The sequence below is a fragment of the Albimonas marina genome (genome assembly GCF_029223255.1).
Lineage (GTDB): Bacteria > Pseudomonadota > Alphaproteobacteria > Rhodobacterales > Rhodobacteraceae > Albimonas.
The window spans coordinates 509,122-534,741 of sequence record NZ_JARHUC010000001.1 but is presented as its reverse complement, the minus strand read 5'-3'; the positions used below and the strand labels follow the sequence as shown (position 1 = coordinate 534,741).

The following is a 25,620-nucleotide window of genomic DNA, read 5'->3' as shown; positions in this document are numbered from 1 at the left end:
CGCGCCCGGGGCTTTTTCATGCGCGCCCGGGACGCGCGCGCGCCCCGGGCTCGACCCGGGGCCTCGCGCCGCCCGCGCTCAGCGCGCCATGGCGTGGTAGGCCTCGTTCGGGCGCATATCCACGGCGCTCGCCATGCGGTTCGACATGTTGAAGAACCCCGCGGTCGCCGCGATGTCCCAGATGTCGGCGTCGGAGAACCCGGCCTCCCGCAGCGCCTCGCGGTCCGCCTCGACGATGCGGTGGCTCTCGGTCGTCATCTTCTCGGCGAAGGTCAGCATCGCGACCTGGCGGGGCGGCAGGTCCGCCGCGCGCCAGTTCATCACCAGCGCCTCCCCCAGCTTCGGATCGCCCGACAGCTGCCGCACCGCCGCGCCATGGGCGGTCAGGCAGTAGAAGCAGCGGTTCACGGCGCTGACCGCGACCGCGATCATCTCCCGCTCCAGCTTCGACAGGCCCGAGGGCGCCAGCATCAGGTCGTTGTACATGCCCGAGAAGGCGCGCAGCTTCTCCGGCGAAAAGGCGTAGGCCGCGAGCACGTTGGGGACCATCCCCAGCTTCTCCTCGCAGACGGCGAAGTACTTCGCCACGTCCTCGGGCAGCGGATCGACCGGCGGCAGGTTCAGCGCCGTCGGCTGCGGCGCGCCCGCCGCCTTCGCCGTCGTCTTCTTCGCCCCGGCCTTGCCCGCGGCCTTCGCCTTCTTCCCCGCCGCCTTGCCGGCGGCGTCCTTCGCGCTCTTCGCCATCCTCGATCCTCCCGTTCGGGGGACCGGGACGGCCCCCGTCATTTCGCCTGACGGTAGTGGTAGCGCGCGACGGTTTCCATGCCCGCGCCTTCGTAGAGCGCGCGCGCGGGCGCGTTCGCCTCGGTCACCGCCAGCGCCAGCCAGCGGGCGTCGTTCTCCAGCGCGAAGCGGGCCGCGCCCACCAGCGCCCCGCGCCCCGCCCCCTGCCGGCGGGAGCCGGCGCGCACCTCGACCGCGTGCAGCATCGCCACGTCGCCGTCGGCCGCGACATGGGCCACCGCCGTCACCCGGTCGTCCGAGCGGACCATGATCTGGCTGTGCGGCCCCTTGCAGCGGGCCATTACCGCGCGCCGCTCGGGCCCGATGCCGCCGGCGGTCCAGATCTCGTTCAGCAGCGCCAGCCGCACGCCCACCTGGACCGCGCGCACATGCTTGCCCAGCTCCAGTTCCGCCAGCGCCGCCGCCTCGCCGATCATCAGCACGGTGGGGTCCACGACCGCCCAGCCCGCCGCCTCCAGCTTCGCGTCCAGCGCGGCGGCCGAGCCCGGGACCTGCACCAGCGGCGTCTCGCCCCGCGCGCGCATCGCCGCCGCGACGGCCTCGACGTCGTCCGAGCCGGTGGAGATCGCCGCCGACACCCGCTTGCCCCCGCCCGCGCCGTCGCGCAGCCGCCAGCCCGGCAGGCTCGTCTCGTCCACCGAGGCCGGCGGCCAGGTCGCCTCCAGCGCCTGCATCAGGCGGGTTTCGTCGGGCTTGCTCATGGGATCCTCCTGGCCGCTCTGGTGGGCGGACCGCCCGCGAGGGCGGCGCCGCCGCTGGACCTCATGCCACGCCCGCGCGAGAGTTTCAGGAAAATTCCGCTCCCCGGCGCCGGAGGCCCCCGATGTCCGACCTGATCCTGGAACTCGACGGCTACCGGCGCGGGCGCAACTGGATCCGCCAGAGCTTCGACAGCCTCGACCTGACCCTCGAGATCGAGGCGATCCGCGAGGGGTTCGAGACCCTCGAGCTGCGCTTCACGTGGGTGCTGGAGCACGGCTTCCGCCAGGGCTGGCAGTTCGAGACCCACCCCAAGGCGACCAGCGAGCGCATCGTGCGCTCCGACTGGTCCGCCTTCGCCAACCCCGCGATCGCCGAGCGCTGGGCCACCTTCGGCCCGATGAGCCTCTACGAGATGCACCTGGTCGACATCGGCTCGTTCCGGGCGGTCTGCGCGAAGCTGGACTGGACCTGGCGCTGACCCGCGTCCTGCCCGCGCCCCGGCCCGGTCGGCGCGAGGGCGGGCGGGTGGGGAGCGTCGGCCGGGGCGGGGCGCGGGCAGGGCGCGCGCCGGCCTCAGCTGTGCTGCTTCAGCAGCCGCTGCTTGTCGCGGTTCCAGTCGCGCTGCTTCTGGGTCTCGCGCTTGTCGACGGTCTTCTTGCCCTTGGCGATGCCGAGCTTCAGCTTCGCGATGCCGCGGTCGTTGAAATACATCCGCAGCGGCACGATGGTCATGCCGCCCCGGCGCGTCTCGTTCCACAGCTTCGACAATTCGCGCTTGCTGACCAGCAGCTTGCGCCGGCGCCGCTCCTCATGGCCGAACTTGTCGGCCTGGCCGTAGGGGGCGATGTAGCAGTTGATCAGCCACAGCTCGCCGTCCTCGACCGAGGCGTAGCTCTCGGCGATGTTGGCCTGCGCGTGGCGCAGCGCCTTCACCTCCGAGCCCTGCAGCACGATCCCCGCCTCGAGGTCCTCCTCGATGGCATAGTCGAAGCGCGCGCGGCGGTTCTCCGCGATCAGCTTCGAGTTGGGATCGGACTTCGGGGCCATGACCTCTTACCTAGGGCGTGCGGCCCCCTTTTGCAGGGGGCCGACTTGTCGTGAAGGGCTCGCAGAGCCCCGGTTGCAGGCTCAGATCAGCCCGGCATGCTCCATCGCCGCCTTCACCTCGGCGCGCGTCGCCTCGGTGGGGGAGACCATCGGCAGGCGCACGTCCTCCTCGCAGATCCCCAGCAGCGACATCGCGTACTTGGGGCAGCAGGGGTTCGGCTCGCGGAACAGCGCGATGTGCAGCGGCATCAGCCGGTCCTGGATCTCCAGGGCCTTGGCGTAGTCGCCCGCCAGCGTCGCCTCCTGGAACTCGGCGCACAGCTTCGGCGCCACGTTCGCGGTGACCGAGATGCAGCCGACCCCGCCCTGGGCGTTGAAGCCCAGCGCCGTGCCGTCCTCGCCCGAGAGCTGGATGAAGTCCTTGCCGCAGCTCAGCCGCTGCTTGGACACCCGCGCCAGGTCGCCGGTCGCGTCCTTCACGCCCACGATCCGCGGCAGCTTCGCCAGCTCCCCCATCGTCTCGGGCAGCATGTCCACCACCGAGCGCGGCGGGATGTTGTAGATCACGATCGGCAGCTTGCAGGCGTCGTGCAGCGCGGTGAAATGCGCGATCAGGCCCCGCTGCGAGGGCTTGTTGTAGTAGGGCGTGACCACGAGCACCGCGTCCGCGCCCACGCTCTCGGCGTGCTCGCAGAAGTCGACGGCCTCGTCGGTGTTGTTCGACCCCGCGCCCGCGATCACGGGAACCCGGCCGGCGGCGGTCTCGATCACGATCGAGATCACGCGGCGGTGCTCCTCATGGGTCAGCGTGGGCGACTCGCCGGTGGTGCCGCAGGGGACCAGCCCGTGCGAGCCCTCGGCGATCTGCCACTCGACCAGTTTTTTGAGCGCGGCCTCATCCACCTGGCCGTTCTTGAACGGCGTCACGAGGGCGGTGATGGACCCCTTGAACATGTCGCGCTCCTGTATCGAGTCGTGCCCGCCGCTTTGGGTTTGGCGGCGGAAAGCATGCGAAGCCCGACAGCCGACTCGCGCGCATCGCAAGCCGGTTCGGGCGGGCCGGGACACTATGCGCGCGAACGACGCCCGGCAAGCGCGCGCGGACGGGTTTCCGGCGGGATCCACGCCGCTGAGGCCCCCGCGCCCCGCAAACAGGCGCCGCGGACCCGTCTTCGGCCCCCCGCCCCCCCTCCGCGGAAGGGCTGGCGCGGCCGCCGCGACGCGGGCATCTTCGCCGGATCGCCCCGCCGGCGGCCCCGCCGGCCGATCCGCGGGACGCCCCGCCGAGGAGATCCGCCGATGCGCGCCATCCGCCCCGCCGTCCTGCGCCCCGCCCTCCTCCGGCTCGCCCTCCTCTGCGCGCTGGCGCTCGTCGCCGCCGCGTCCGCCCGCGCCGCCGACCCGTCCTTCGACTGCGCCAAGGCCGAGCACGAGATCGAGACGCTGATCTGCAGCGACGACCGCCTCGCCGCGCTGGATCGCGAGATCGCGCGCCTCTACGCGCTGGCCCGCAGCGGCCCGCACATGGACGCGGCCCGCGCGAAGCAGCTCGCCGCCTATCAGCGCGGCTGGATCAAGGGCCGCAACGACTGCTGGAAGGCCGGCCCCGACGACGAGGCCAGGGCCGCTTGCGCCGCGGACGAGTCGATGATCCGCATCCTCGAGCTGCGCCAGGGCTATTTCGACGCCCGCCAGAACGACGACGCCGGCATCTCCGGCGGCCCGCTGGCGGTGGCCTGCGAGGGCTGGGACGTCGGCGTCGGCTTCGCCTGGGCCGTGACCGACCCCGGCCTGGCGGTGATCCAGTGGATGGACGCGACCGTGGCGCTGGAGCAGGCGATCGCCGCCTCGGGCGTGCGCTACGTCGCCAGCACCTACGACGGCGACTACGAACTGTGGACCAAGGGGATGGACGCGATGCTGACCCTCCCGGGCCGCGAGACGATGACCTGCAAGCTCGAGGAGATCGGCTGATGCCCATCGCCCTGCGGCTGGCCACCGAGGCCGACCGCCCCGCCCTGACCGAGCTGATGCGCCGCGCCATCGACGCGCTGCAGACCGGCTTTCTGACGCCCCAGCAGGTCGCCGCCAGCCACGCCATCATGGGCATGGACCCCGAGCTGATCGCCGACGGCACCTATTTCGTGGCCGAGGAAGACGGCGTCCCCCTGGGCTGCGGCGGCTGGAGCCGGCGGCGCACGATGTTCGGCGGCCACCACACCGCGGGGCGCGACTCCGGCCTGCTCGACCCCGCGGCCGAGCCCGCCCGCGTGCGCGCCATGTACACCGACCCCGCCGCCGCCCGCCGCGGGGTCGGCCGCGCCATCCTCCAGGCCGCCGAGACCGCCGCCGCGGCCGAGGGGTTCCTGCGCGGCGAGCTGGTCGCCACCCTCGCCGGCGCCCCCCTCTACCGCTCCGCCGGCTGGGAGGAGATCGAGCGGTTCGAGGCCGAGACCCCCGACGGCGTCTCCGTCCCCGTGATCCGCATGGGCAAGGCGCTGGGATAGGGCCGGGCGCGGGGCGCGGGCCCGCCGCCCGAACGGCGGGCCCGGCCTCCCGGCCCCGACCCTCCGCCGCGCCGCGGGGCCCTTCCGGCGCGCGGAACATTCCGCTAACTTCTCCGCCATGACGCTCGCCCCTCCCCGCCCCTCCTCGCCGCCCGGCCCCGCCCCGGCCGCCCCCTCCGGCGCGCTGAGCGCGACCCTGGCGGGGGAGACGCTGGAGGCCCGCCCCTCGGGCGCGCTGTGGTGGCCCGCGCGGCGGCTTCTGACCGTCTCCGACCTGCACCTGGGCAAGTCCGAGCGCATCGCCCGCCGCGGCGGCGCCCTGCTGCCCCCCTACGAGACGCAGGACACCCTCGACCGCCTGGCCGAGGAGATCGCGGCGCTGGCGCCCGCCACGATGGTCTGCCTCGGCGACAGCTTCGACGACCTCGCCAGCGCCGCCCTGCCCGAGGCGGAGGCGACGCGCCTCGCCGCGATGATGGCCGGCCGGCGCTGGATCTGGATCGAGGGCAACCACGATCCCGGCCCCGTGCCGCTGGGCGGGGAGCACCTGGCCGAGCTGCGCGAGGGCCCGCTGGTCTTCCGCCACGAGGCTCATCTTGACGTAGCGGAACCCGGCGAGATCTCCGGCCACTACCACCCCAAGGCGCGGCTTCGGGGCGGCGCGCGGCGCTGCTTCGTGCTGTCCCCGCCGCGGCTGATCCTGCCGGCCTTCGGGCGCTACACCGGCGGCCTCGACGTCGGCTCCGAGGCGCTGCGCCGGGTCGCGCCGCGGGGCCTGGCGCTGCTGGCGGGCGCGCGCGTGGTCGCGGCGCCCCTGGACCGCCTGCGGGGTTGAGAGCCGTCCGCAGGCCCTTGCCCGCCCGCCCCGTCTCCCCTCATCTGGCCGCGCAAGGCGATTTTCAGGAGACGAGACGATGACCGGGCCGGCCCCGCGCAACCCCGACTGGCGGCGACATATCGAGGAGGTCTTCGCCTCCAACGCGATGATGCGCCATCTCGAGATCTCGCTGGACGAGATGTCGCCCGGCGCGGTCTCGGTCCGCGCGCCGATCACCGCCAACGTCACCCAGCACCACGGCTACGCCCACGCGGGGCTCGCCTTCACCATGGGCGACAACGCGCAGGGGATGGCGGCCTACAGCCTGATCGAGCCGGGCCAGGGGATCGTGACCATCGAGATGAAGATCAACCTCCTCGCCCCCGCCGTCGGAGAGGCCCTGGTCGCCCGCGGCTTCGTCGAGCGCGCCGGCCGCCGGGTGATCGTCACCCGCGCCGAGGTGGTGGCGCTGAAGGACGGAACGGAGAAGACCGTGGCCCTGATGCTGGGCTCCATGGCCGTGGTCTGAGGCGCGCCCCGGCGCGGACCCGGCCTCTCGCCATGCGCGAGTTGACAGATGTCAACTCTCCCAATCTTCCGCCCTCCGCCCCGAAGGCCCCCGGCGTCGAAAACGCCGCCGGGGAGGAACCGGGCCCGTAGGCGCCCTGCGGGCGGGCTTGGGCCCGCCGCCGGCGGCGCGCCCGGAAAGCGGAAGGGGGAGACGCCGGGGCGAACCCGGGCCGCGCCCGGCGTCCTGCTCCGGCGTCAGGACTTGCGGTCGGCCGGCGGGTCGGTGCGGGGGTGGTCGTCGTCCTGGAACAGGATGCGCGCGGCGTCCCCCTCCAGGTCCCGGTACTGGCCCCGTTTCAGCGACCACAGAAAGGCCGCGAGGCCCAGCCCCCCCAGCACCAGCGAGGCGGGGATGGTGGCGAGCAGGATGGTCATGCGGAGCCTCCCTGGACGGAACCGGCCGCGAGGCCGGGGGCGGATCCGGCCGCGAGGCCGGGGGCGGGAACGGGGGCGGCGGCGGGCGCGGCGGCGGGCGCGGCGCCCACGGCCTCGGCCGCGCGGCCGGCGCGGCGCATGCGCAGGGCGTTGAGCGTCACCACGATCGAGGAGCCCGACATCGCCAGAGCCGCGATCAGCGGCGTGACGAAGCCCAACGCCGCCAGCGGCACCGCGCAGGCGTTGTAGAGGGCGGCGAAGGCGAAGTTCTCGAACACCCGCCGCTTGGCCGCCCGGGCGACGTCGAGCGCCACGACGACCGGCGCGAGGCGCGAGCCCGCCAGCGCCATCCCCGCCGCCGCCCGGCTGACGTCGGCGGCGGAGGCGGGGGAGATCGAGGCGGCGGCGGCAGCGAGCGCCGGCGCGTCGTTGATGCCGTCGCCGACCATCAGGACGGTGCGGCCCTCGGCGGCCAGCCCCTCGAGCAGGGCGACCTTGTCGGCGGGGGTGGCGCCGGCGCGCCAGTCGGCGATGCCGGCGGCGGAGGCGGCGGAGGCCACGGCGGCCTCGGCGTCGCCGGAGATCAGTTTTATTTCGAGACCGCGCGCCTTCAGGGCGGCGATCGTGGCGGCGGCGTCGGCGCGCAGCGGATCCTCGAAGCCGAAGCGGACCGGGGCGTCCTCGCCCAGCCGCAGCCAGACGGCGGAGCCGTCGGAGGCGGCGGCTTCGGCCCCGCACCAGTCGGCGCGGCCGAGGCGGGCGGGGCGGCCGCCGATCTCGCCCTCGACGCCGCAGCCGGGAACCTCCTTCAGCGACCGGGCCGGCGCGGCGGACAGGCCGCGCGCCTCGGCGGCGGCGGCGAGCGCCCTGGAGAACGGGTGGCGGGAGACCTGGGCGAGGGCGCGGGCGGCGGACCAGGCCTCGGGCGCCTCGGGCGCCTCGACCAGCGTCGGCTCGCCGGTGGTGAGCGTGCCGGTCTTGTCGAAGACGGCCACGTCCACGTCGGCCAGCCTCTCGAGCGCCGCGCCGTCCTTGAGGAAGACGCCGGCCCGGAACAGGCGGCCGCCCGCGGCCGCGTGGACCGCGGGGGCGGCGAGGCCGAGCGCGCAGGGGCAGGTGATGATCAGGACGGCGGCGGCGATCAGCACCGCCTCGCGCAGGTCGGCGCCGGCGAAGAGCCAGGCCGCGAAGGTCAGCGCCGCGGCGAGATGCACCACCGGCACGTAGATCTTGGCCGCCCGCAGCGCCCAGTCGACGTAGCGGGTCCGCGCGCCCTCGGCCGCCTGGATCATGCGGGCGATGCCGGCGAGCGCGGTGTCGTCGCCCGTCGCCGTCGCCTCGACCAGAAGGGGGGCGGAGAGGTTCAGGACGCCGGCGTGCACCTCGGCCCCGACGGCGGCGGGCTCGGGCCGGCTCTCGCCCGTGATCATCGAGCGGTCGAGGTCGGAGGCGCCCTCGATCACACGCCCGTCGGCGGAGGCGCGCTCGCCGGCCGCGACCTCGATCAGGTCGCCGGGGCGCAGGTCCTCGACGGCGACGACGCGGCGCACGCCGCCCTCGCTCACCACGGTGGCGGAATGGGCCTGCAGGCCGCCCAGTTCGGCGGCGGCGAGGCGGGCGTGGCGGCGCGCGCCATGGTCCAGCACCCGGCCCAGCAGCAGGAAGAAGCACAGCGACACGGCCGCGTCGAAATAGGCGTGCGCCCCGCCGTCGGCGACCTCGACCAGGCTGACGCCGCCGGCGAGGATCAGGGCCAGCGAGATCGGCACGTCCATGTTCACATGCCCATGGCGCAGCACGCCCAGCGCCGAGCGGAAGAAGGGCACGCCGGCGAAGGCGGTGGCGGGCAGCGCGATCAGGGCCGAGACCCAGTGCAGCAGGTCCCGCGTCGCGTCCGTGGCCCCGGACCAGACCGAGACCGACAGCAGCATCACGTTCATCATCGCGAAGCCCGCGACCGCGAGGCGCGCGAGCAGGTCGCGCCCCTCGCCGTCCCGCTCGGCGTCGCGCATGGCGCGGCTGTCGAAGGGGCGGGCGGGATAGCCGATGCGCGCCAGCGCCTCGACCACGTCCTCGGGCTCGGCGGCCGCGGGGTCGAAGGTGGCGGAGACCCGGCGCAGGGAGAGGTTCACGCGGGCGGAGCGGACGCCCGGCGTCTTCGGCAGCACCTCCTCGATCCGCTGGATGCAGGCGGCGCAGTGGACGCCGGGGACCAGCAGGTCCACCCGCTTCAGCCCGTCCTCGGCCTCCGTCACGAAGCGCGCGAGCCCCCCGGTGCGCGCGAAGGTGGCCGCGGCCCCGGTGGGGCAGCAGGCGCCGGGCGTCGACCACTCCGGCTGGCCGGGGGCCGCGCCTGCGACGCCGGAGGCGGCGTCGCCCGGAAGGGGCTCGGCGAGGGTCACTCGGTCTTCCCCTCCGCGGCCCCGACGGCTCCGGGGGCGGCGTGTTCGGGCGAGACGTAGATCTCGTCGGTGATGTGGTAGCGGTCCTCGCCGCGCAGGGCGGTGATCTCCACCCGCCACATGCCGGCGCCGAGCGGGACGGGCACGCCGTAGGCGCCCGGCAGGCCGGGCTCGGGCGCGAGCTTCAGCTCCTGGTCGAGCTGCAGGGTCGCGGGGCGTCCGACGATGGCCGAGACCTCGAGCCCGTCCAGCGGCCCGCCCGCCTTCTCGGCCACGCGCACCACCAGCAGGCCGGCGTCGTAGTCGGAGGCGAAGCGCCAGCCCAGCGCCCGCTCGGCCTTCAGCTCGGCGTCGAAAAGCTGGGCCTCGGCATAGGCGTTCTTGGAGACGAGGCCGGGGAAGCCGCCGACCGCCAGCGTCGCCATGGTGACGTTGACCGCGATGATCACGCCGAAGAAGGCCACCGCGATCAGCAGCACCTTGCGGCCGGTGAGAGGGCGGCCGCCCTTCGCGGGGGTGGGGTCGGGAGAGGTCACGCTCATCGCTCCGCTCTGTCCTTGCGATCGTCGTCTTAGCACGGAACCGGCGCCCCTGTCGGGGGCGCCGGGAAAGGGTCGGCCGGGATCAGGGGCCCCAGTCCTCGACCTTGGGGGCGAGGAAGAAGCTGTCCACCGCCGCGCGCTCGCGCGTCTGCTGGTCCTCGATCCAGATCTCGACCTCGGCGCGCTCGGTCGGGCGAGCGAAGGGGAGGGTGGTCAGGAACAGGCGCATGGTGCGCAGCTTGTCGGCCTCCACCTCGAACTCCAGCCAGTCGAGGCCCTGGATGTCGGCCTCCAGCGGCAGGTCGGAGCGGAAGGAAAGGCGGAAGGTGTGCGGCTCCTGGTTCTGGTTGGCGACCTTGATGGTGTAGCCGTTGCGGATCGTGCCGTTCGACAGGACCACGTAGGTCGGGTTGCGGTCGCGCGCGACGTTGAGGTCGATCGAGTCGCGCATGAAGAGCGAGACCACGATGGCCATGCCGATGCCGGCCCACATCACGAAATAGAGGATCGTGCGCGGGCGCAGGATGCGCTTGATCAGCGGGATGGGCTGGGCGCCCTGCGTCTCGATCGCCTCGTCCTGGAGGGTGACGTAGTCGATCAGGCCGCGGGGCTTGCCGACCTTGTCCATCACGTCGTCGCAGGCGTCGATGCACAGCGCGCAGGTGATGCAGGCCAGCTGCTGGCCGTCGCGGATGTCGATGCCCATCGGGCAGACCGCCACGCAGGCGTTGCAGTCGATGCAGTCGCCCAGGCCCGCGTCGGCGTTCTTCTTGCGATGCTTGCCGCGCGGCTCGCCCCGCCAGTGGCGGTAGCCCACGGTGATGGTCTTGTCGTCCATCATCGCGGCCTGGATGCGGGGCCAGGGGCACATGTAGATGCACACCTGCTCGCGCATGAAGCCGCCGAAGACGAAGGTGGTGGCGGTCAGCACCCCGATCGAGGCGTAGGCCACGAAGGGCGCGTCGCCGGTGAAGATCTGGCCCAGCAGGGTGGGGGCGTCGGCGAAGTAGAACACCCAGGCGCCGCCGGTGGCGACGGCGATCAGCAGCCAGACCAGCCACTTGGTCGCGCGCAGCCGGGCCTTGCGGGCGTCCCACTTCTGCTGGTGCAGGCGGACGCGGGCGTTGCGGTCGCCCTCGATCCAGCGCTCGACGGTGATGAAGAGGTCGGTCCACACGGTCTGCGGGCAGGTGTAGCCGCACCACACGCGCCCGAGCGCCGAGGTGAACAGGAACAGCCCCAGGCCCGCCATGATCAGCAGGCCCGCGACGTAGATGAACTGCTGGGGCCAGATCTCGATCCAGAAGAAGAAGAACCGGCGGTTGGCGAGGTCCACCAGCACCGCCTGGTCGGGCATCGCGGGGCCGCGGTCCCAGCGGATCCAGGGGGTCAGGTAGTAGATCGCCAGGGTCACGCCCATGATCCACCACTTCAGCGTCCGGAACGTGCCCTTCACGCGCCGCGGGAAGATCGGGATGCGGGCGGCGTAGAGAGACTGGCCCTGGTTGGAGTCCTGGATGCTCATCTTTCGCCTCGAAACGATTTCGTCGGAGCCCTCATGCGCCCCCGGCGGCGGGCGAACCTTGACGCAGGTCAACGCCGGATGCGGCGTCCTGTCCGCGGACGCGACGTCGGCCCGAAATATCACGGAACGGTGATGCGTTCGGGCGGCGGGGCCGCCGCGGCCGGCGCGGCGGCGGGGTCGATTCCCGCATGGCTTGCGGGCGGTCAGCCGGAAGTTTAGCCGCGCAACCGTCTGGAACAAGACGGCCCGGCGCCGCAAGCGGAGCCGGGCCGGGCCATTTTCCGGGCCGATACGCGCCCGGTCGCCATGCCTGGGGACATGGCCTGGACGGTTCACGCAGCGGCCGTCCAGTCGCCGCAAGGGTTTGATGCCCGAATGCGGGGCGAGTCGCCTTGACCCACGTCAAAGGAGGCGTCGGGCGAGGCGCGCGGGGATCACGACGGATCGACGGAACGTGATGCGCCGGGCCCGGCGCCGGAGGGCTTCGGCGCCGTCGGCGAGGGGGAGGCGGGGGCCGCGAAAGACGAAGGGGCCCGCCGCGGTGGTCCGCGCCGGGCCCCTATGGAAATCGCTGGCCGAGCCGATACGCGCTCGGGGAGCCACGCTGGGGTCGTGGTCGAGATCAGATACGCAAAGGGATCCCTCGCTCCCGACGCTGGGGTCGTCGCCGCGTTTCCCCGATTCCTTAATGTCACAAAGCGGGACAGAGCAAAATAGTTTTACCGCCTAACGAACCCGAATCCGCGCGCCCGTATCCAGTATAAAATCTGCAACTTTTCGTTTTTTACACGCCGACTATTGACGGGCGCGTCACCTGCCCTACGCGAACGCAAGAACGCCCGGCCGAGGTCGGCCGGGCGTTCCGCGTCGTTTACGTCAACCGCGCAAGACGCGCCCCGGGACGGGGCGGCGCCGGCGCGGCGTTCACTCTTCCGCGGCCACGCCGCCGCCCAGGCCGTGGACGTAGATCGAGACCTGCTTGACCTCCGCCTCGGACAGGCGGCCCAGCCAGTTCGGCATCACGCCGAAGCGGGCGTTGTGCACCGTCTCGGAGATCGCCGCCCGGTCCCCGCCGTAGAGCCAGATGGCGTCGGCGAGGTTGGGCGCGCCCAGGTCCTGGATGCCCCGGCCGTCGTCGCCGTGGCAGGAGGCGCAGTTGTCCGCGAAGACGGTCGCGCCTTCCTCGGCCAGGGCCGCGTCGGCGTCCGAGTGGCTGAGGCCGTAGACGTATTCCACCACCTGCGCGATCTGCTCGTCCTCCAGCAGGCCGTCGCGGCCGAAGGCGGGCATCTCGGAGTAGCGGGTCTCGGGGTCGGCCTCCCAGCGGATCCCGTGGGAGACGGTCTGCACGATCGCCTCCCGCGTGCCGCCCCACAGCCAGTCGTCGTCGTTGAGGTTGGGATAGCCCACCCCCCCCGCCGCGCCCGAGCCGTGGCACTGCGCGCACCAGGTCTTGAACAGGGCCGAGCCGCCGGCGGTCGCGAACTGCAGCAGCTCGGGATCCTGGGCGATCGCCTCGACGTCCATGGCCGCGATCTTGTCCACGTAGACCGACTGCGCGTCGCGCGCCTCGGAGATGTCGGCCATCACGTTCTGGCGCGAGGAATAGCCCAGCACGCCCCCGGTCGCCGAGGAGATCAGCGGCCAGGCCGGGAAGGCGATGGTGTAGAGCAGCGCCCACACCACCGTCGCGTAGAACGTGTAGAGCCACCAGCGCGGCATCGGGTTGTCGAGTTCCTTGATGCCGTCCCACTCGTGTCCGGTGGTGGCGACGCCCGAGAGCTCGTCGACCTCTTTCTTGTCGTGGTCCGCCATGTCAGCGCCCCCCATCCGTATGGGAGCCCGTGCCCGGGCCCGAGGCCGGCGCGGCGTCGTAGTCGTCGCGCAGCGGGATCTTCGAGATGTCGCGATGCAGCTTCCGGGAGCCGGGGCGCAGCGCGAACAGCACGCAGCCGATGAAGAAGCTCATCATCAGCAGCAGCCACCAGCTGTCGGCGAAGTGCCGAAGGAAGGTGTAGGTGTCTTCCATGTCTGCCTCCCCTCGCTCAGCGGCTGGTTTCGACTTCGTAGGTCGAGAAGTCGACCATCGTGCCCAGCACCTGCAGATAGGCGATCAGGGCGTCGAGCTCGGTGATCTCGGCCCGGCCGTCGAAGTTGCGGATGTTGGCGCCCGGATAGGCCTCGAGCAGCGCGTCGTAGCGGTCGCTGTCGGGGTTCACCTGGGCCACCACGTCCGCCTTGGCGAACTGCACGTTCTCCTCGGTGTAGGGGACGCCGACCATGATCTGCGCCTCGAGGTGGTCGCCCACATGCTCGAAGTCCAGCGGCGTCTCGGCCAGGTGCGGATAGGCGGGCATGATCGATTCAGGCACCACCGAGCGGGGGTTGTGCATGTGGTCGATATGCCAGGCGTCCGAATAGCGGCCGCCCACGCGCGCCAGGTCCGGCCCGGTGCGCTTGGAGCCCCACTGGAACGGGTGGTCGTACATCGACTCCGCCGCCAGCGAGAAATGGCCGTAGCGCTCCACCTCGTCGCGCATCGGGCGGATCATCTGGGAGTGGCACACGTAGCACCCCTCCCGGATGTAGATGTCGCGTCCCTTCAGCTCGAGCGGGGTGTAGGGGCGCACCCCTTCCACCTTCTCGATCGTGTTCTGCAGGTAGAACAGGGGCGCGATCTCCACCAGGCCGCCGATGGCCACCACGATCAGCGAGCTGACCAGCAGCAGCGTCGCGTTCTTCTCCAGGATCGCGTGCTTGTTGATCAGCTTGCGCTCCGGGGCGATGGCCTCCGGCGCGCCGGAGGTCTTGGGGTTGTCGGGGGCGGTGTCGGTCTTGTGTTCGTCGCTCATGACGCCCTCCTCACTCGGCCGGGACCGCGGCGGGAGCGGGCTCTTTCCGCTCGCCGCGCGTCGCGGTCATCCACAGGTTCCAGCACATGATGATCGCGCCCGTCAGGAACATCAGGCCGCCCAGCGCGCGGATGATGTAGTAGGGGTGCAGCACCTCGACCGTGTCGGCGAAGCTGTTCACCAGGAAACCCAGCGCGTCGTACTCGCGCCACATCAGGCCCTGCGTGATGCCCGACACCCACATGGACGCGGCGTAGAGCACGATGCCCAGGGTCGCGAGCCAGAAGTGCCAGTTCACCGCCGGCAGGCTGTAGAGCTCCTTCTTGTTCCACAGGCGCGGAACCAGGAAGTAGAGCGCCCCGAAGGTGATCATGCCGTTCCAGCCCAGCGCGCCGGAGTGGACGTGGCCGATGGTCCAGTCGGTGTAGTGGCTCAGCGAGTTGACGGCCTTGATGGACATCATCGGCCCCTCGAAGGTCGACATGCCGTAGAAGCCCACCGAGATCGTCAGCATCCGCAGCACCGGGTCGGTGCGCAGCTTGTCCCAGGCGCCCGAGAGCGTCATCAGGCCGTTGATCATGCCGCCCCAGGAGGGCATCCACAGCATGATCGAGAACACCATGCCCAGGGTCTGCGCCCAGTCGGGCAGCGCGGTGTAGTGCAGGTGGTGGGGGCCCGCCCAGATGTACAGGAAGATCAGCGCCCAGAAGTGGATGATCGACAGCTTGTACGAGTAGACGGGACGTTCGGCCTGCTTGGGGATGAAGTAGTACATCATGCCCAGGAAGCCGGCGGTCAGGAAGAAGCCCACGGCGTTATGGCCGTACCACCACTGGGTCAGCGCGTCCTGCACGCCCGAGAAGGCCGAGTAGGAGACCGAGCCGAAGACCGACACCGGGATCGCCAGGTTGTTGACGACGTGCAGCATCGCGATGGTCACGATGAACGCCAGGAAGAACCAGTTGGCGACGTAGATGTGCGGCTCTTTCCGCTTGATCAGCGTGCCGAGGAAGACCGCCAGGTAGGCGACCCAGACGACCGTGATCAGGATGTCCACGTACCAGGTCGGCTCGGCGTATTCCTTGCCCTGGGTGCCGCCCAGAACGTAGCCCGAGGCGGCCAGGACGATGACCGTCTGCCAGCCCCAGAACACGAACCAGGACAGCCCGCCGCCCCACAGCCGCGTCGCGCAGGTGCGCTGCACGATGTAGAACGAGGTGCAGATCAGCGCGTTGCCGCCGAAGGCGAAGATCACGCCGGAGGTGTGCAGGGGACGCAGGCGGCCGAAGGTGGTCCAGGGCAGGTCCAGGTTCAGCGCCGGGAAGGCGAGCTGAAGGGCGATGACCACGCCCACCAGGAAGCCGACGATGCCCCAGCCGGCCGTGGCGATCACGCCGGCCCGGATCACGTCGTCCATGTACTCGGATTCGGTCTCGGCGGCGGCCGGCTTGGGCTCGCCCACGCCGCGGAGGATCCACAGGAACATCCCCGCGGAGACCACGAGGACGATCAGCGCGTTCACCTGGTAGGCCAGGTCGCGCGCGAAGCTCGCCGCGACGAGCGCCAGGATGGCGATCACGGCGAGCGCGAGAAGTTTGAGTGTCGAGGCCAATGTCCCCTCCTTCGCCGTGCTTTGCGACGGCCTTCCGGACGGCGCCCCGATCCGGGGCTCCGCATGGATGGTCTCTTCGGCGAAGGGCCCCTCCCTGCGCCTTGATCCATATCAACGCCGTTCAGGGCGGCATGGATTGCAGGGCGCAATCGTCGCCACCGGCAATTGTTTCAGTGCCGGGATGATACACCGGGGCGCGTTCAACGCACTGTAAAACTTGCGCCATTCGCACCGATCGCGGCGGCGGAGCCCGCCGCGGCGGGCGACGCGGGGTTCATGGTGCGGCGCACAAGCCGCGCGGCGCGCCGCCGCAGAGCGCGGGCGGACGGCCTCCGGCGGGGGCGGGAGGGGCGAGACAGGGGATGGACGGGATCGAGTCGACCTCGCCCCGGGCGCGCCGGGGCGGTCGGCTCAGACGGCCGCGAGCTCTCCGCCGGCGGCGTCCTCGAGCGCTTCCCAGCTCGGGATCAGCAGGTGGCGGGCGTCGATCAGCTCGATCACGCCGGCCTTCTTCAGCGCGCCGATCTGGCGGCTGACGGTCTCGATGGTCAGGCCCAGGAAGTCGGCCATGTCCTCGCGCGTCAGCGGCAGCTCGATCAGGATGCCGTCCATCGGGCGCCGGCGCTCCAGCCGCAGGGCGCGCTGGGCGGCCATGACGATGAAGGAGCACAGTTTCTCCTGCGCCGACTTGCGGCCCAGGAGCACCATCCACTCGCGGGCCGAGTCGAGCTCGTCCAGCGTCATCTCCAGCAGGCGCTGCTCCAGCGCGGGGGTGTCGCGCAGGGTGGCCTCGAACTGGGGGCGGTTGAAGGTGCAGACCCGCATGTCGGTGACGGCGACGTAGTCGAAGGGCGAGACCGGGCTGAACGGCCGCCCCACCAGGTCGCCGGGGAACAGCAGCCCCACCACCTGGCGCCGGCCATCCGCGAGGATGCGCGACATCGAGGCGACGCCCTCGACCACGGTGCCCATGAAGGGCGCGCGCTCGCCCATCTCCAGCAGGCGCTCGCCGGGCTTGGCGGTCCGGTAAGTCTTGATGCTGGAGAGGAATTCCAGTTCCGGCGCTGAACAGTCGGCACACACGGCATGCTGACGGATCGCGCAGTCGAGGCAATGGCCTCGGGCGCGGATGTCAGGCGCCCCCGTAGTCGCCGCGTGCAGGATCGCTTTCATGGTTCAACAGGTTCCGCCGATTCCGGGGCCGCGTCAACGGGATCTGGCTCCCCTTCTAAATTAACCGCAATTTTTTTGAATGCGACGGCCGCCCGCAGGCCGGGCGCCGCGCTTTCGCCGCAGCGCAGCGTCAAACTTTCGCGTGCAACCGGGCGTTGGGGATTGCTATCAATCGCGTTGGGATGTGTTGGGCGTGATGCGGACGTCGCGGATGGGTCGGGGGATCCAGCGCCGCGGCGAAGCGAAAGGTGGACGTGGTGGACGACTTTCCGGGGAAGCGACAGGACGACAAGCGCGAGCTGCCCGAGAGGCTGCGCCAGGCCGTGAACGAACCGCCGGGCCAGCCCAAGGACGACGAGGTCGACCTCCTGGGCCTGGTCTCGACGATCTGGCAGCGCAAGTGGATCGTCGCGGCCTTCGGCTTCGGCTTCGCGATCCTGGCCATCGCGCTCGCCTACTCGCTGACGCCCCGCTACACCGCCACCTCGATCGTCATGCTCGACCGCGCGGAGTCGAACATCATCGACGTCGAGGCGGTGACCACCGGCCTCGGCCAGGACTACTACACGATCCTCGCCCAGAAGCAGGTCCTCCAGTCGCGCTCGCTGGCCGAGCGCGTGGTGGAGTCGATGCAGCTCGAGAACGAGGTCTACTTCAACCCGCTCCTCGAGGAGGAGGAGGATCCCAGCCTGGTGGCCGAGATCCTGTTCGGCGGCATCAACCTGCTGAAGACCACCATCCGCGGCGCCGTCACCGAGGACGAAGACGGCCCCACCCTCCGCGACGAGCTGGGCGAGAACTACTGGGTCCGCCAGGTCGCCGTCGACACGCTGCTGGGCTCGCTTGCGGTGGACTCGGTGTCCGACACCTACGTCTACTCGCTGTCGGTGACGACCGAGAACCCGGTGCTGTCCACCAAGATCGCCAACAAGATGGCGGAGCTCTACATCACCGACCAGCTCGAGACGAAGTTCGAGGCCACCCAGGCCGCGACCGAGTGGCTGTCGGACCGCGTCGCCCAGCTCAAGGTCGAGGTGGAGGACGCCGAGGCGGCGGTGGAGGCCTACAACTCCTCGACCGCGCTGATCTCCGAGGCGGCGCTGGCCCAGATGAACCGCCAGCTCAAGGAGCTGCGCGAGCGTCGCGCCGATCTCGAGCGTCAGCAGGTCTCCGGCGGGGGCCGCCAGAACGACCTCAGGGCGCTGCTGGAGGCGGGCGACTACGCCGGCTTCGCCGCCGCCGTGGACGTGCCGCGCCTGACCAGCCTGGCCCAGAACATCGAAGAGGCGACGGGCGAGACCCGCGTCGCCCTGGAGGAGACCTTCCAGTCGCTCGCCGGGCGCATGGTCGACCAGGCCGGCGTCGAGGAGGACCGCACCGACAGCCAGCTCGCGGGCATCAACGCCTCGATCGCCGGGCTGGAGACGCAGCTCGAGAGCCAGACCCAGGACCTGGTGCAGCTGCGCCAGCTGCAGCGCGAGGCCGAGGCGAGCCGCCGCATCTACGAGCAGTTCCTGCGCCGCCTGAACGAGACCTCGGTCCAGGAGGGCACCCAGCAGGCCGACGCCCGCGTGCTGTCCGAGGCCGTGGTGCCGCTGCTGCCGAGCTATCCCAACAAGACCCAGATCGTGCTGGTCGCCGGCTTCCTGGGCGGCGTCTTCGGCATCGCCTACGTCCTGCTGATCGAGCAGCTCAACAAGAGCTTCCGCTCCTCGGACGAGCTGGAGAAGGCCACCGGCCTGCCGGTCATGGGCCAGATCCCCGTCGCCCCGGTGCGCCTGCGCCGCGGCCTGCTGGACTACGCGGTCGAACGGCCATCCTCGGGACTGGTCGAGGCGATCCGAAACCTGCGCACGGGCGTGATGCTGGCCAACATCGACCGGCGGCCCGAGATGATCATGCTCACCTCGACCCTGCCGAAGGAGGGCAAGACCACCTGCTCGCTGCTGCTGGCGCAGAACGCGGCAGGGCTGGGCAAGAAGGTGCTGCTGATCGAGTGCGACCTGCGTCGCCGGACCTTCCGCACCTACTTCCCGGGCGCGCCGAAGCTGGGGATGATGTCGATCCTGTCGGGCGACAAGACTTGGGACGAGGTCGTCTACCACGACGAGCGGACCGGCCTCGACGTCATCATGGGCGAGGAGACCAAGGTCAACGCGGCCGACGTCTTCCACTCCCAGCGGTTCCAGGAGTTCCTGGCCGAGGCGCGCCGGCGCTACGACTTCGTGGTGATCGACACGCCGCCGGTGATGGCGGTGCCCGACAGCCGCGTGATCGCGCCGATGGTGGACGCGGTGATCTACTGCGTGCGCTGGAACTCGACCCACAAGGACCTGGTGCGGGCGGGCCTGGCGCAGTTCAGCCAGATCAAGGTCAGCGTCTCGGGCCTCGCCCTCACGCAGATCAACCTCAAGAAGATGGCCCGCTACGGCTACGGCGGCTACAACTACTACTACTACAAGTCGTCCAACCGGTATTACCTCAACTGAGGACCGGCGCCGGCCGGCCGACCGGAACGGGCCCCGTCGCGCCGCGGCGGGGCCCTTTTCATGCGCGGGAGCAACGGGATGCAGGGACGCATCGCCATCGTCGGCTACGGCTCGCTGATCTGGGATCTCGAGATCCTGGCGCCCTGGGTCGAGGGGCCGTGGCGCATGGGCGAGGGGCCGGCGATGCCGCTGGAGTTCTCGCGCGTGTCGCCCAAGCGGCGCATGGGGCTGGTGGTCTGCGTGGACCCAGGCCAGGGCGCCCCCTGCCCCAGCCACGCCATCGCCTCGCGCCGGAGCGACGTGGACGCCGCGCGCGCGGACCTCGCCGCGCGGGAGCGGGCGCCGCTGGCGCGCATCGGCTGGGTCTGCCTGCGCTCGGGCCGGGGGGAGGGGCGGATCGCGGGCGGGGTCCGGGACTGGGCCGCGGCGATGGGGCTGGCGGGCGCCGTGTGGACCGAGCTCGACCCCAACTTCGAGGACCACGCCGGCGTCCCCTTCGGCTTCGAGGCCGGGGAGGCCTGGCTGCTGGGCCTGGCGGGGGCGGATCGCGACGAGGCGGTGCGCTACATCGCCAACGCCCCCCCGGCCACCGACACGCCCTTCCGCCGGCGCCTGGCCGAACGGCCCTGGTGGCGGGCGGAGGTCGCGCGAGTCGCCACGCTCGACGCCGCCGCGGGCGCGCCCTGGGCGACGGGCTGAGGGGGGCGCGGGGGCATCAGGCCGGGACCGACAGATCCTCGACCAGGAGGGCCGCGACGCCCAGCAGGATCAGCCCGGCCATCGCGAGGTTGAACAGGCGCAGCCGCAGGCCCTGGCCCAGGAAGCGGCCCATCACCGCCCCAAAGGCCGCCCAGGCGTGGGTCGAGAGCAGCCCCGACAGCGCGAAGACCCCGGCCGCGACCAGCGCGTGCCGCACGGGCGAGGCGCCCTCGACGAAGGGGGCGGCGATCCCGACGGCCATCACCCAGGCCTTGGGGTTCACCCACTGGAAGGCCGCCGCCTGCAGGAAGCTCCACGGCCGACGGCCGTCCGGCTCGGCCGAGACCTGGGCGGGCGCCGGGCGGGCGGAGGCGATCTTCCAGGCGAGCCAGGCCATCAGCGCGGCGCCGCCCCAGCGCAGGACCTCGCGCAGGATCTCGCTTTGCTGGAAGGCCTGGCCGAGGCCCAGCGCCACGCAGAACACCATCAGCGGAAAGCCCAGCGCCACGCCGCGCGCGTGGGGCAGCGTCGCCCGCAGGCCGAAGCGCGCGCCCGAGGCCGAGAGCAGCGCGTTGTTGGGCCCCGGCGTGAAGCTCGCCGCGAAGGCCAGCGCGGCCAGCGCCGCCAAGTTCTCGATCCCGATCGCCGTTGCGGTCCCGTCCATGCGCCGCGCCTCCCGCCGCCTGTTGCGTCAGCCTTGCTGACCCGGTTCTCCCCGCAACCTCCCCTGCGCACGCGCCGGGATCAAGCCACGGTTCGTGATGGAGCCCATCACCCGAGGCCGATCCGGCAGCGGAAACGGCGGAGCGCCGAGGCGCATCCGCGAGGACCGGGGGGAGAAGACGGAGGCGGCGCGCGGCGGTGGAGAGCGGGCGGGACGGCGGCCGAAGATCGCCGGCGGCAGGCGCCGCGGAAGACGGTTCCGGGGAATGGAGGTCGTCGGCGGGGCCGCGCCCGGCGGCGGCGGGGCGCAGGGCGGGCCGGTCGGCTCGCCCGGAGGGCGACGGCGGCGGGGGCCTCGACGGCCCCCGTCGGCGCCACGCGCGCCGCCCGCAGGCCGGCGGCGTCAGGCGTCGAGCATCTCGCCCTTGGTGGCGCGGAAGTCGGAGCGGACCCACTGATCCTCGAGCGCGGCCAGCCGCTTGCCCAGCGCCGGGCCCGGCTTCATGCCGCGGGCGACCAGGTCCTGCGCCTGGACCGGGAAGGTCGCCGTGGCGCCGCGGGCGACGTCGCGGGTCAGCGTGCGCGGCGGGGGGCAGCCGGTGGCGGCGGCGCGCAGCAGGGCCGCGTCGCGGGCCGCCTCCGCCCCGTGGCGATAGGCGAGCTGGGCGACCGGCGCGTCGCTTTCCATCGCGCGGCGCGTCGCCTCCAGCGCGCGCAGGTCGGCGCGCGACAGGCGCAGGAGGTCGACCGCCTCCTGCGGGTCCACGCCCATCGCCAGCAGCCGGCGCTTCCAGTCGGGCAGCGGGGCGGCGCGCGCCTCGATCGCGGCCAGCGGCGCGATCGCCTGGGCGTCGGCGCCGGGCAGCACCCGCCCCAGCACCCCGCAGGCCGCCATCGCGCACAGCGCCGGGCCCGGATCCTCGGCCCCCAGCAGCTTGCGCATCTCGGCGCCGATGCGCTCCTTCGCCAGGGTCTCGACGCCGTCGGCCTCGGCGGCGCAGGCGGCGAGCCCGTCCTCGTCGATCCCGCGCCAGGCGTCGCCGTAGAGCGCGTGGAAGCGGAAGAAGCGCAGGATGCGCAGGTAGTCCTCGCGGATCCGCGCCACCGGGTCGCCGATGAAGCGCACCCGGCGCAGGCCGATGTCCCGGAGCCCCGTTCCCAGCGGGTCGGTCACCACCCCCTCGGCGTCGGCGTAGAGCGCGTTCATGGTGAAGTCGCGCCGGCTCGCGTCCTCGGTCAGGTCGGCGCCGAAGGCGACCGTCGCGTGGCGGCCGTGGGTCTCGACGTCGCGCCGGAAGGAGGTGATCTCGTAGCCGCGGTTCGCGAGCACCGCGGTCACGGTGCCATGCTCGATGCCGGTGGGGACGGTGCGGATGCCGGCCTCGGTCAGCAGGCGGCGCACCTCCTCGGGGGGGGCGTCGGTCGCCATGTCGAGGTCGCCGACCGGCCGGCCCATAAGCGCGTCGCGCACGCAGCCGCCCACGAACAGCGCCTTGGCGCCGCCGGCGGCGAGCGCGCCCAGCACCTCGCGCGCCGCGCGGTCGTCGAGCCAGGCGCCCTCCACCCGCGGGGGCGGCGCCGCCTCGGCGTCCGGGCGCGCCGGGCGCAGGGTTCCGTCGCCGTTCTCGGTCACGCCGGACGGCCCGTCGGCCCGCGAGTCGCCGCTGCGGTCACCCGTCATCTCCTCGCCCCGTCACCGTCCAGTCTCGTCACCGTCTCGTCTCGTCGCCGATCGACAGGGACGCGATCCGCTCGGACAGGCCCACCAGCATGCGGGCCGTGGCGCCCCAGATGTAGCGCCCCTGCCACGGCATTGCATAGAAGAACCGGCGCTCGCCCTGGTGCAGGCGGCTCTCGCGCAGCTGGTTGGCGGGGTTCATCAGAAAGTCGAGCGGGGGCTCGAACACCTCCGCCACCTCGCCGGGATCGGGGCGGGCGACGAAGCTGGCGGGAACGAAGCCCACGAAGGGGGTCACGGCGAAGCCGGTGACGGTCTCGTGCCCGTCGATCTCGCCCACCACGTCGACGTGGTCGGGGTTGAGCCCGATCTCCTCGTCCGCCTCCCGCAGGGCGGCGTGGAGGAGCGAGTCGTCGCCCGCCTCCAGCCCGCCGCCGGGGAAGGCCACCTGGCCCGCGTGCTTGCGCAGGTGGTCGGCGCGCCGGGTCAGGATCACCCGCAGCCCCGCGCCGTCGCCGCGATCGACCAGCGCGCAGAGCACGCCCGCCTGGCGCAGCGGCGCGGCCGGCGCGTCGGGGCGCAGGACGTGGGGGTTGAGATCGAAGTCCGAGCTCGCGCCCCGCCGCCCGCGCAGGACCGCCTCCCGCACCAGGTCGGGAGAGATCGGCGCGGCAGGCCGGGATCCGGAGACGGGGGAGGCATCGGAGGGCATGCGTATGGAATTGGGGCGAAACGCGGGCCGAGGCAAGAGCGCATGCGTCCCCGCCCCCGCCCCGAGGCCGCCCCGGGGCCGCCGTCATGGCCCCGCCGCGGCGCCCCCGCAGGGACGCCGCCGGCCCGCGGGCCCGGACGAACGACCGGCGCGCCCCGTCGCCGACGCGCCGGGAAGGAGGCTCGCGCCCGCTTCCCAACGCCTGTTCCACGGCGGACGGACTGCGCCGCGGCCCGCCGAAGGAGGCCCCGCATTCCCGGCGCGCCGGGGAGGGCGGGCGGGAGGCGCGCCGGGGATGCGGGGCCGGGCGCGCGGCCTGCCGGCCTGCGCCCTCAGGTCCGTGCCCCCGGCCTTCGTCTCGCCGGCCTCAGGCCCCGGCCTGGTCCTTCTCGCCCTGAGCGCGGGCCTGGGAGAGGGTCTGCACCGGGGTCAGCGCCTCGGGGTCCACCACCAGCTCGATCAGGTAGGGGACCGGGCTCGCCATGGCGCGGGCGAGCGCGGGGGCGAACTGCTCGGTGCGGGTCACCTGCTCGCCCTCGCCGCCGTAGGCCTTGGCCAGCATCACGAAGTCCGGGTTCACCAGGTCCGTGGCGATGGTGCGGCCGGGGTGGCGACGCTCCTGGTGCATGCGGATGGTGCCGAACATGCCGTTGTTCACGACCAGCGAGATCAGCTTCGCGCCGTACTGCTTGGCCGTCGCCAGCTCCTGCGCGGTCATCAGGAAGCAGCCGTCGCCGCCCATCGCGATCACGGTCTTGCCCGGCTGGGTGATCGCCGCCGACACCGCCGCCGGCACCCCGTAGCCCATCGAGCCTGAGGTGGGCGCGAGCTGGGTGCCGTGCTTGCGCAGGCTGCGGAACTTGTGCAGCCAGATCGTGTAGTTGCCCGCGCCGTTGGAGATGATCGCATCCTCGGGCAGGGTCCGGTTCAGCTCCGCCATCACCGCCCCCATGTCGAGGTCGAAGGGGCTGGCGGGGGGGACCGAGAACGCCTCGAACGCCTGGCGCAGCGTCGCCACGCCCGGGGTCTGCGCGCCCCGCGCCGGAAGGGCGGCGGCGGCCTCGAGGAAGGCGGCGGAGCGGCAGGCGAAGCTCAGGTCGGGGCTGTAGACGGCGCCAAGCTCCTCCGGCCCCGGGTGAACCTGGATCAGTTTCTGCTTCAGGACCGGGATCGAGAACAGCTCGTAGCCCTGGGAGGCGATCTCGCCCAGGCGCGAGCCGAGGTTCAGGACCAGGTCGCACTCCTCCCGGATCCACTTCAGCAGGGCGGGGTTCGCGCCGATGCCGAGCGTGCCGCAGAAGTTGGGATGGGCGTTGTCCATGTAGTCCTGGCGGCGGAAGGCGGTGACCACCGGCAGGCCCTGCTTCTCGGCGAAAGCCGCCGCGGCGTCCGCCGTCGCCTGGTTCCAGCCGGGGCCGCCGATGACCATCAGCGGGGCCTTCGCGGCGGCGAGCATCTCGCCGGCCTTCGCGATCTCGGCGGCGGAGGGGGCGGCGGAGGGCGGGGTCCAGGGCTTCAGGTCATGGACGCGCGCCTCCTCCGACAGCGTCTCCTCGGGCAGGGCCAGCACCACGGGGCCGGGGCGGCCGGACATGGCGACGGCCCAGGCGCGGCCGATGAACTCGGGGATGCGGTCCGCGCTCTCGATCTGGGCGACCCACTTGGCCATGGGGCCGAACATCTGGCGGTAGTCGATCTCCTGGAACGCCTCGCGGCCGAAGTGCTCGCGGCTGACCTGGCCGACGAACAGGATCATCGGGGTCGAGTCCTGGAAGCCGGTGTGCAGCCCGTTGCAGCCGTTGGTGGCGCCGGGGCCGCGGGTGACGGCGGCGATGCCGGGCTTGCCGGTCAGCTTGGCGTGGGCCTCGGCCATGTTGGTCGCCCCGCCCTCGTGCCGGCAGGACACGGTGCGGATCGCGTTGGCGTGGTCGTGCAGGCCGTCCAGCAGGCCCAGGAAGCTCTCGCCCGGCACGCAGAACACGGTGTCCGCGCCCAGGATCGCCAGCTGGTCGGCCAGGATCTTGCCCCCGTGGCGCAGCGGCGGCAGGTCGGGGGCGGCGGGGGCGGCGGCGTCGGTCATGAAGGCTCTCCGGGAGGTATGGCGCGCCCTGCTTAACGCGCCCGCGGACGCCCGGCAAACGCCGCCGACGACGCGGCCCCGCAGGCGGTCCGGGAGGCGGCCTGAGAGACGGTCCAGCCCCCTGACGTCGTGTCACGTGAGCGTCACGCCGAATCGGATCAAGTGCCCGCATTGGCGTTGAAGGCCGGAAACCAGCGTTGCGTCATCCGGCGATGTGCATGCGTTCGGGGCTCGCTTAAGCCCGCGTTCCAGGCGTTCGGCCTTGCGTGTTCGCGTGCCTGACTTCGGCGGCGGAATCTCCCCAGGTTCCGCCGTTCGACGCGTCGCGTGGCGTGGGCAAGCCGGAGATGGCCCTCGCGCAGGGTGCGCCG

24 protein-coding genes are annotated in these 25,620 nt (G+C 72.3%); 7 read left to right on the top strand and 17 right to left on the bottom strand.

Annotated elements, in window-relative coordinates:
- Positions 1-78 precede the first annotated feature (78 nt).
- A complete protein-coding gene (locus P2H44_RS02320) occupies positions 79-744 on the bottom strand; it encodes a peroxidase-related enzyme (protein WP_275761803.1) in 666 nt (221 codons plus the stop codon).
- Positions 745-782: 38 nt separating this feature from the next.
- The gene (locus P2H44_RS02315; protein WP_275761802.1) at positions 783-1,505 is read right to left on the bottom strand and encodes a GNAT family N-acetyltransferase; all 723 of its coding nucleotides are present in this window, start codon (positions 1,503-1,505) and stop codon (positions 783-785) included.
- Positions 1,506-1,627: 122 nt separating this feature from the next.
- Between P2H44_RS02315 and P2H44_RS02310 the strand changes: the two genes are divergently transcribed.
- Complete coding sequence (locus tag P2H44_RS02310) at positions 1,628-1,984, top strand: hypothetical protein (protein WP_275761801.1); 357 nt, start codon at positions 1,628-1,630, stop codon at positions 1,982-1,984.
- A 95-nt stretch (positions 1,985-2,079) separates the two neighbouring features.
- Here the strand turns inward: P2H44_RS02310 and smpB are convergent, their stop codons facing one another.
- Positions 2,080-2,553 (bottom strand): SsrA-binding protein SmpB, encoded by a 474-nt coding sequence (smpB, locus tag P2H44_RS02305; protein ID WP_275761800.1) that lies wholly within the window; start codon positions 2,551-2,553, stop codon positions 2,080-2,082.
- 81 nt (positions 2,554-2,634) lie between these two features.
- Positions 2,635-3,507, bottom strand: coding sequence for a 4-hydroxy-tetrahydrodipicolinate synthase (gene dapA / locus P2H44_RS02300; protein WP_275761799.1), 873 nt, complete (start codon positions 3,505-3,507; stop codon positions 2,635-2,637).
- Positions 3,508-3,852: 345 nt separating this feature from the next.
- Between dapA and P2H44_RS02295 the strand changes: the two genes are divergently transcribed.
- The 4 genes from P2H44_RS02295 to P2H44_RS02280 all read left to right on the top strand — a co-directional run bounded on the left by P2H44_RS02295 (position 3,853) and on the right by P2H44_RS02280 (position 6,406).
- Positions 3,853-4,527: an MliC family protein gene (locus P2H44_RS02295; RefSeq protein WP_275761798.1), complete on the top strand. Its 675-nt coding sequence runs from the start codon at positions 3,853-3,855 to the stop codon at positions 4,525-4,527.
- Positions 4,527-5,060, top strand: a complete 534-nt coding sequence (locus P2H44_RS02290) for a GNAT family N-acetyltransferase (protein WP_275761796.1) — start codon at positions 4,527-4,529, stop codon at positions 5,058-5,060. The genes P2H44_RS02295 and P2H44_RS02290 overlap by 1 nt, the downstream gene beginning before the upstream one ends.
- A gap of 118 nt (positions 5,061-5,178) precedes the next feature.
- Positions 5,179-5,895, top strand: coding sequence for a ligase-associated DNA damage response endonuclease PdeM (pdeM, locus tag P2H44_RS02285; protein WP_275761795.1), 717 nt, complete (start codon positions 5,179-5,181; stop codon positions 5,893-5,895).
- A gap of 79 nt (positions 5,896-5,974) precedes the next feature.
- Positions 5,975-6,406: a PaaI family thioesterase gene (locus tag P2H44_RS02280; protein WP_275761794.1), complete on the top strand. Its 432-nt coding sequence runs from the start codon at positions 5,975-5,977 to the stop codon at positions 6,404-6,406.
- Positions 6,407-6,642: 236 nt separating this feature from the next.
- Here the strand turns inward: P2H44_RS02280 and ccoS are convergent, their stop codons facing one another.
- From ccoS to P2H44_RS02235, 9 genes are all read right to left on the bottom strand, one after another.
- Positions 6,643-6,822, bottom strand: coding sequence for a cbb3-type cytochrome oxidase assembly protein CcoS (gene ccoS / locus P2H44_RS02275; RefSeq protein ID WP_275761793.1), 180 nt, complete (start codon positions 6,820-6,822; stop codon positions 6,643-6,645).
- The gene (locus tag P2H44_RS02270; RefSeq protein WP_275761792.1) at positions 6,819-9,224 is read right to left on the bottom strand and encodes a heavy metal translocating P-type ATPase; all 2,406 of its coding nucleotides are present in this window, start codon (positions 9,222-9,224) and stop codon (positions 6,819-6,821) included. Before P2H44_RS02270 ends, ccoS begins: the two co-directional genes overlap by 4 nt.
- Positions 9,221-9,766 carry a FixH family protein gene (locus tag P2H44_RS02265; RefSeq protein ID WP_275761791.1) on the bottom strand — a complete coding sequence of 182 codons (546 nt, stop codon included), beginning with the start codon at positions 9,764-9,766 and terminating at the stop codon, positions 9,221-9,223. The genes P2H44_RS02270 and P2H44_RS02265 overlap by 4 nt, the downstream gene beginning before the upstream one ends.
- A gap of 82 nt (positions 9,767-9,848) precedes the next feature.
- The gene (gene ccoG, locus P2H44_RS02260; protein WP_275761790.1) at positions 9,849-11,291 is read right to left on the bottom strand and encodes a cytochrome c oxidase accessory protein CcoG; all 1,443 of its coding nucleotides are present in this window, start codon (positions 11,289-11,291) and stop codon (positions 9,849-9,851) included.
- A gap of 924 nt (positions 11,292-12,215) precedes the next feature.
- A complete protein-coding gene (gene ccoP, locus P2H44_RS02255; RefSeq protein ID WP_275761789.1) occupies positions 12,216-13,106 on the bottom strand; it encodes a cytochrome-c oxidase, cbb3-type subunit III in 891 nt (296 codons plus the stop codon).
- A gap of 1 nt (position 13,107) precedes the next feature.
- Positions 13,108-13,320 carry a cbb3-type cytochrome c oxidase subunit 3 gene (locus P2H44_RS02250; RefSeq protein ID WP_275761788.1) on the bottom strand — a complete coding sequence of 71 codons (213 nt, stop codon included), beginning with the start codon at positions 13,318-13,320 and terminating at the stop codon, positions 13,108-13,110.
- A gap of 16 nt (positions 13,321-13,336) precedes the next feature.
- Positions 13,337-14,143, bottom strand: a complete 807-nt coding sequence (ccoO, locus tag P2H44_RS02245) for a cytochrome-c oxidase, cbb3-type subunit II (protein WP_275761787.1) — start codon at positions 14,141-14,143, stop codon at positions 13,337-13,339.
- Positions 14,144-14,153: 10 nt separating this feature from the next.
- Positions 14,154-15,755, bottom strand: coding sequence for a cytochrome-c oxidase, cbb3-type subunit I (gene ccoN / locus P2H44_RS02240; protein WP_275761786.1), 1,602 nt, complete (start codon positions 15,753-15,755; stop codon positions 14,154-14,156).
- A gap of 411 nt (positions 15,756-16,166) precedes the next feature.
- On the bottom strand, positions 16,167-16,928 hold the full coding sequence (locus P2H44_RS02235; RefSeq protein ID WP_275761785.1) for a Crp/Fnr family transcriptional regulator: 762 nt from the start codon (positions 16,926-16,928) through the stop codon (positions 16,167-16,169).
- Positions 16,929-17,176: 248 nt separating this feature from the next.
- On the opposite strand from P2H44_RS02235, the gene P2H44_RS02230 reads away from it, so the two are divergent.
- Both P2H44_RS02230 and P2H44_RS02225 read left to right on the top strand, forming a co-directional pair.
- Positions 17,177-19,417 carry a GumC family protein gene (locus P2H44_RS02230; protein WP_275761784.1) on the top strand — a complete coding sequence of 747 codons (2,241 nt, stop codon included), beginning with the start codon at positions 17,177-17,179 and terminating at the stop codon, positions 19,415-19,417.
- 78 nt (positions 19,418-19,495) lie between these two features.
- Positions 19,496-20,116 carry a hypothetical protein gene (locus tag P2H44_RS02225; protein ID WP_275761783.1) on the top strand — a complete coding sequence of 207 codons (621 nt, stop codon included), beginning with the start codon at positions 19,496-19,498 and terminating at the stop codon, positions 20,114-20,116.
- A 16-nt stretch (positions 20,117-20,132) separates the two neighbouring features.
- Here the strand turns inward: P2H44_RS02225 and P2H44_RS02220 are convergent, their stop codons facing one another.
- The 4 genes from P2H44_RS02220 to P2H44_RS02205 all read right to left on the bottom strand — a co-directional run bounded on the left by P2H44_RS02220 (position 20,133) and on the right by P2H44_RS02205 (position 25,249).
- On the bottom strand, positions 20,133-20,780 hold the full coding sequence (locus P2H44_RS02220; RefSeq protein ID WP_275761782.1) for a LysE family translocator: 648 nt from the start codon (positions 20,778-20,780) through the stop codon (positions 20,133-20,135).
- A 402-nt stretch (positions 20,781-21,182) separates the two neighbouring features.
- Entirely contained in the window at positions 21,183-22,460 is a 1,278-nt protein-coding gene (locus tag P2H44_RS02215; RefSeq protein WP_275761781.1) for a CCA tRNA nucleotidyltransferase, read from the bottom strand.
- A 28-nt stretch (positions 22,461-22,488) separates the two neighbouring features.
- A complete protein-coding gene (locus P2H44_RS02210; protein ID WP_275761780.1) occupies positions 22,489-23,169 on the bottom strand; it encodes a CoA pyrophosphatase in 681 nt (226 codons plus the stop codon).
- 367 nt (positions 23,170-23,536) lie between these two features.
- Complete coding sequence (locus P2H44_RS02205; protein WP_275761779.1) at positions 23,537-25,249, bottom strand: thiamine pyrophosphate-binding protein; 1,713 nt, start codon at positions 25,247-25,249, stop codon at positions 23,537-23,539.
- Positions 25,250-25,620: the final 371 nt, after the last annotated feature.

Excerpts from the sequence above, each read along its gene's own strand:
- P2H44_RS02250 (WP_275761788.1), bottom strand. The coding sequence starts at position 13,320 with ATGGAAGACACCTACACCTTCCTTCGGCACTTCGCCGACAGCTGGTGG.
- P2H44_RS02205 (WP_275761779.1), bottom strand. The coding sequence starts at position 25,249 with ATGACCGACGCCGCCGCCCCCGCCGCCCCCGACCTGCCGCCGCTGCGC.
- P2H44_RS02290 (WP_275761796.1), top strand. The coding sequence starts at position 4,527 with ATGCCCATCGCCCTGCGGCTGGCCACCGAGGCCGACCGCCCCGCCCTG.
- ccoO (WP_275761787.1), bottom strand. The coding sequence starts at position 14,143 with ATGAGCGACGAACACAAGACCGACACCGCCCCCGACAACCCCAAGACC.
- ccoS (WP_275761793.1), bottom strand. The coding sequence starts at position 6,822 with ATGACCATCCTGCTCGCCACCATCCCCGCCTCGCTGGTGCTGGGGGGG.
- pdeM (WP_275761795.1), top strand. The coding sequence starts at position 5,179 with ATGACGCTCGCCCCTCCCCGCCCCTCCTCGCCGCCCGGCCCCGCCCCG.
- P2H44_RS02235 (WP_275761785.1), bottom strand. The coding sequence starts at position 16,928 with ATGAAAGCGATCCTGCACGCGGCGACTACGGGGGCGCCTGACATCCGC.
- P2H44_RS02320 (WP_275761803.1), bottom strand. The coding sequence starts at position 744 with ATGGCGAAGAGCGCGAAGGACGCCGCCGGCAAGGCGGCGGGGAAGAAG.
- P2H44_RS02280 (WP_275761794.1), top strand. The coding sequence starts at position 5,975 with ATGACCGGGCCGGCCCCGCGCAACCCCGACTGGCGGCGACATATCGAG.
- P2H44_RS02210 (WP_275761780.1), bottom strand. The coding sequence starts at position 23,169 with ATGCCCTCCGATGCCTCCCCCGTCTCCGGATCCCGGCCTGCCGCGCCG.
- dapA (WP_275761799.1), bottom strand. The coding sequence starts at position 3,507 with ATGTTCAAGGGGTCCATCACCGCCCTCGTGACGCCGTTCAAGAACGGC.
- smpB (WP_275761800.1), bottom strand. The coding sequence starts at position 2,553 with ATGGCCCCGAAGTCCGATCCCAACTCGAAGCTGATCGCGGAGAACCGC.
- P2H44_RS02295 (WP_275761798.1), top strand. The coding sequence starts at position 3,853 with ATGCGCGCCATCCGCCCCGCCGTCCTGCGCCCCGCCCTCCTCCGGCTC.
- P2H44_RS02220 (WP_275761782.1), bottom strand. The coding sequence starts at position 20,780 with ATGGACGGGACCGCAACGGCGATCGGGATCGAGAACTTGGCGGCGCTG.
- ccoP (WP_275761789.1), bottom strand. The coding sequence starts at position 13,106 with ATGGCGGACCACGACAAGAAAGAGGTCGACGAGCTCTCGGGCGTCGCC.
- P2H44_RS02265 (WP_275761791.1), bottom strand. The coding sequence starts at position 9,766 with ATGAGCGTGACCTCTCCCGACCCCACCCCCGCGAAGGGCGGCCGCCCT.
- P2H44_RS02225 (WP_275761783.1), top strand. The coding sequence starts at position 19,496 with ATGCAGGGACGCATCGCCATCGTCGGCTACGGCTCGCTGATCTGGGAT.
- ccoG (WP_275761790.1), bottom strand. The coding sequence starts at position 11,291 with ATGAGCATCCAGGACTCCAACCAGGGCCAGTCTCTCTACGCCGCCCGC.
- P2H44_RS02215 (WP_275761781.1), bottom strand. The coding sequence starts at position 22,460 with ATGACGGGTGACCGCAGCGGCGACTCGCGGGCCGACGGGCCGTCCGGC.
- P2H44_RS02315 (WP_275761802.1), bottom strand. The coding sequence starts at position 1,505 with ATGAGCAAGCCCGACGAAACCCGCCTGATGCAGGCGCTGGAGGCGACC.
- P2H44_RS02310 (WP_275761801.1), top strand. The coding sequence starts at position 1,628 with ATGTCCGACCTGATCCTGGAACTCGACGGCTACCGGCGCGGGCGCAAC.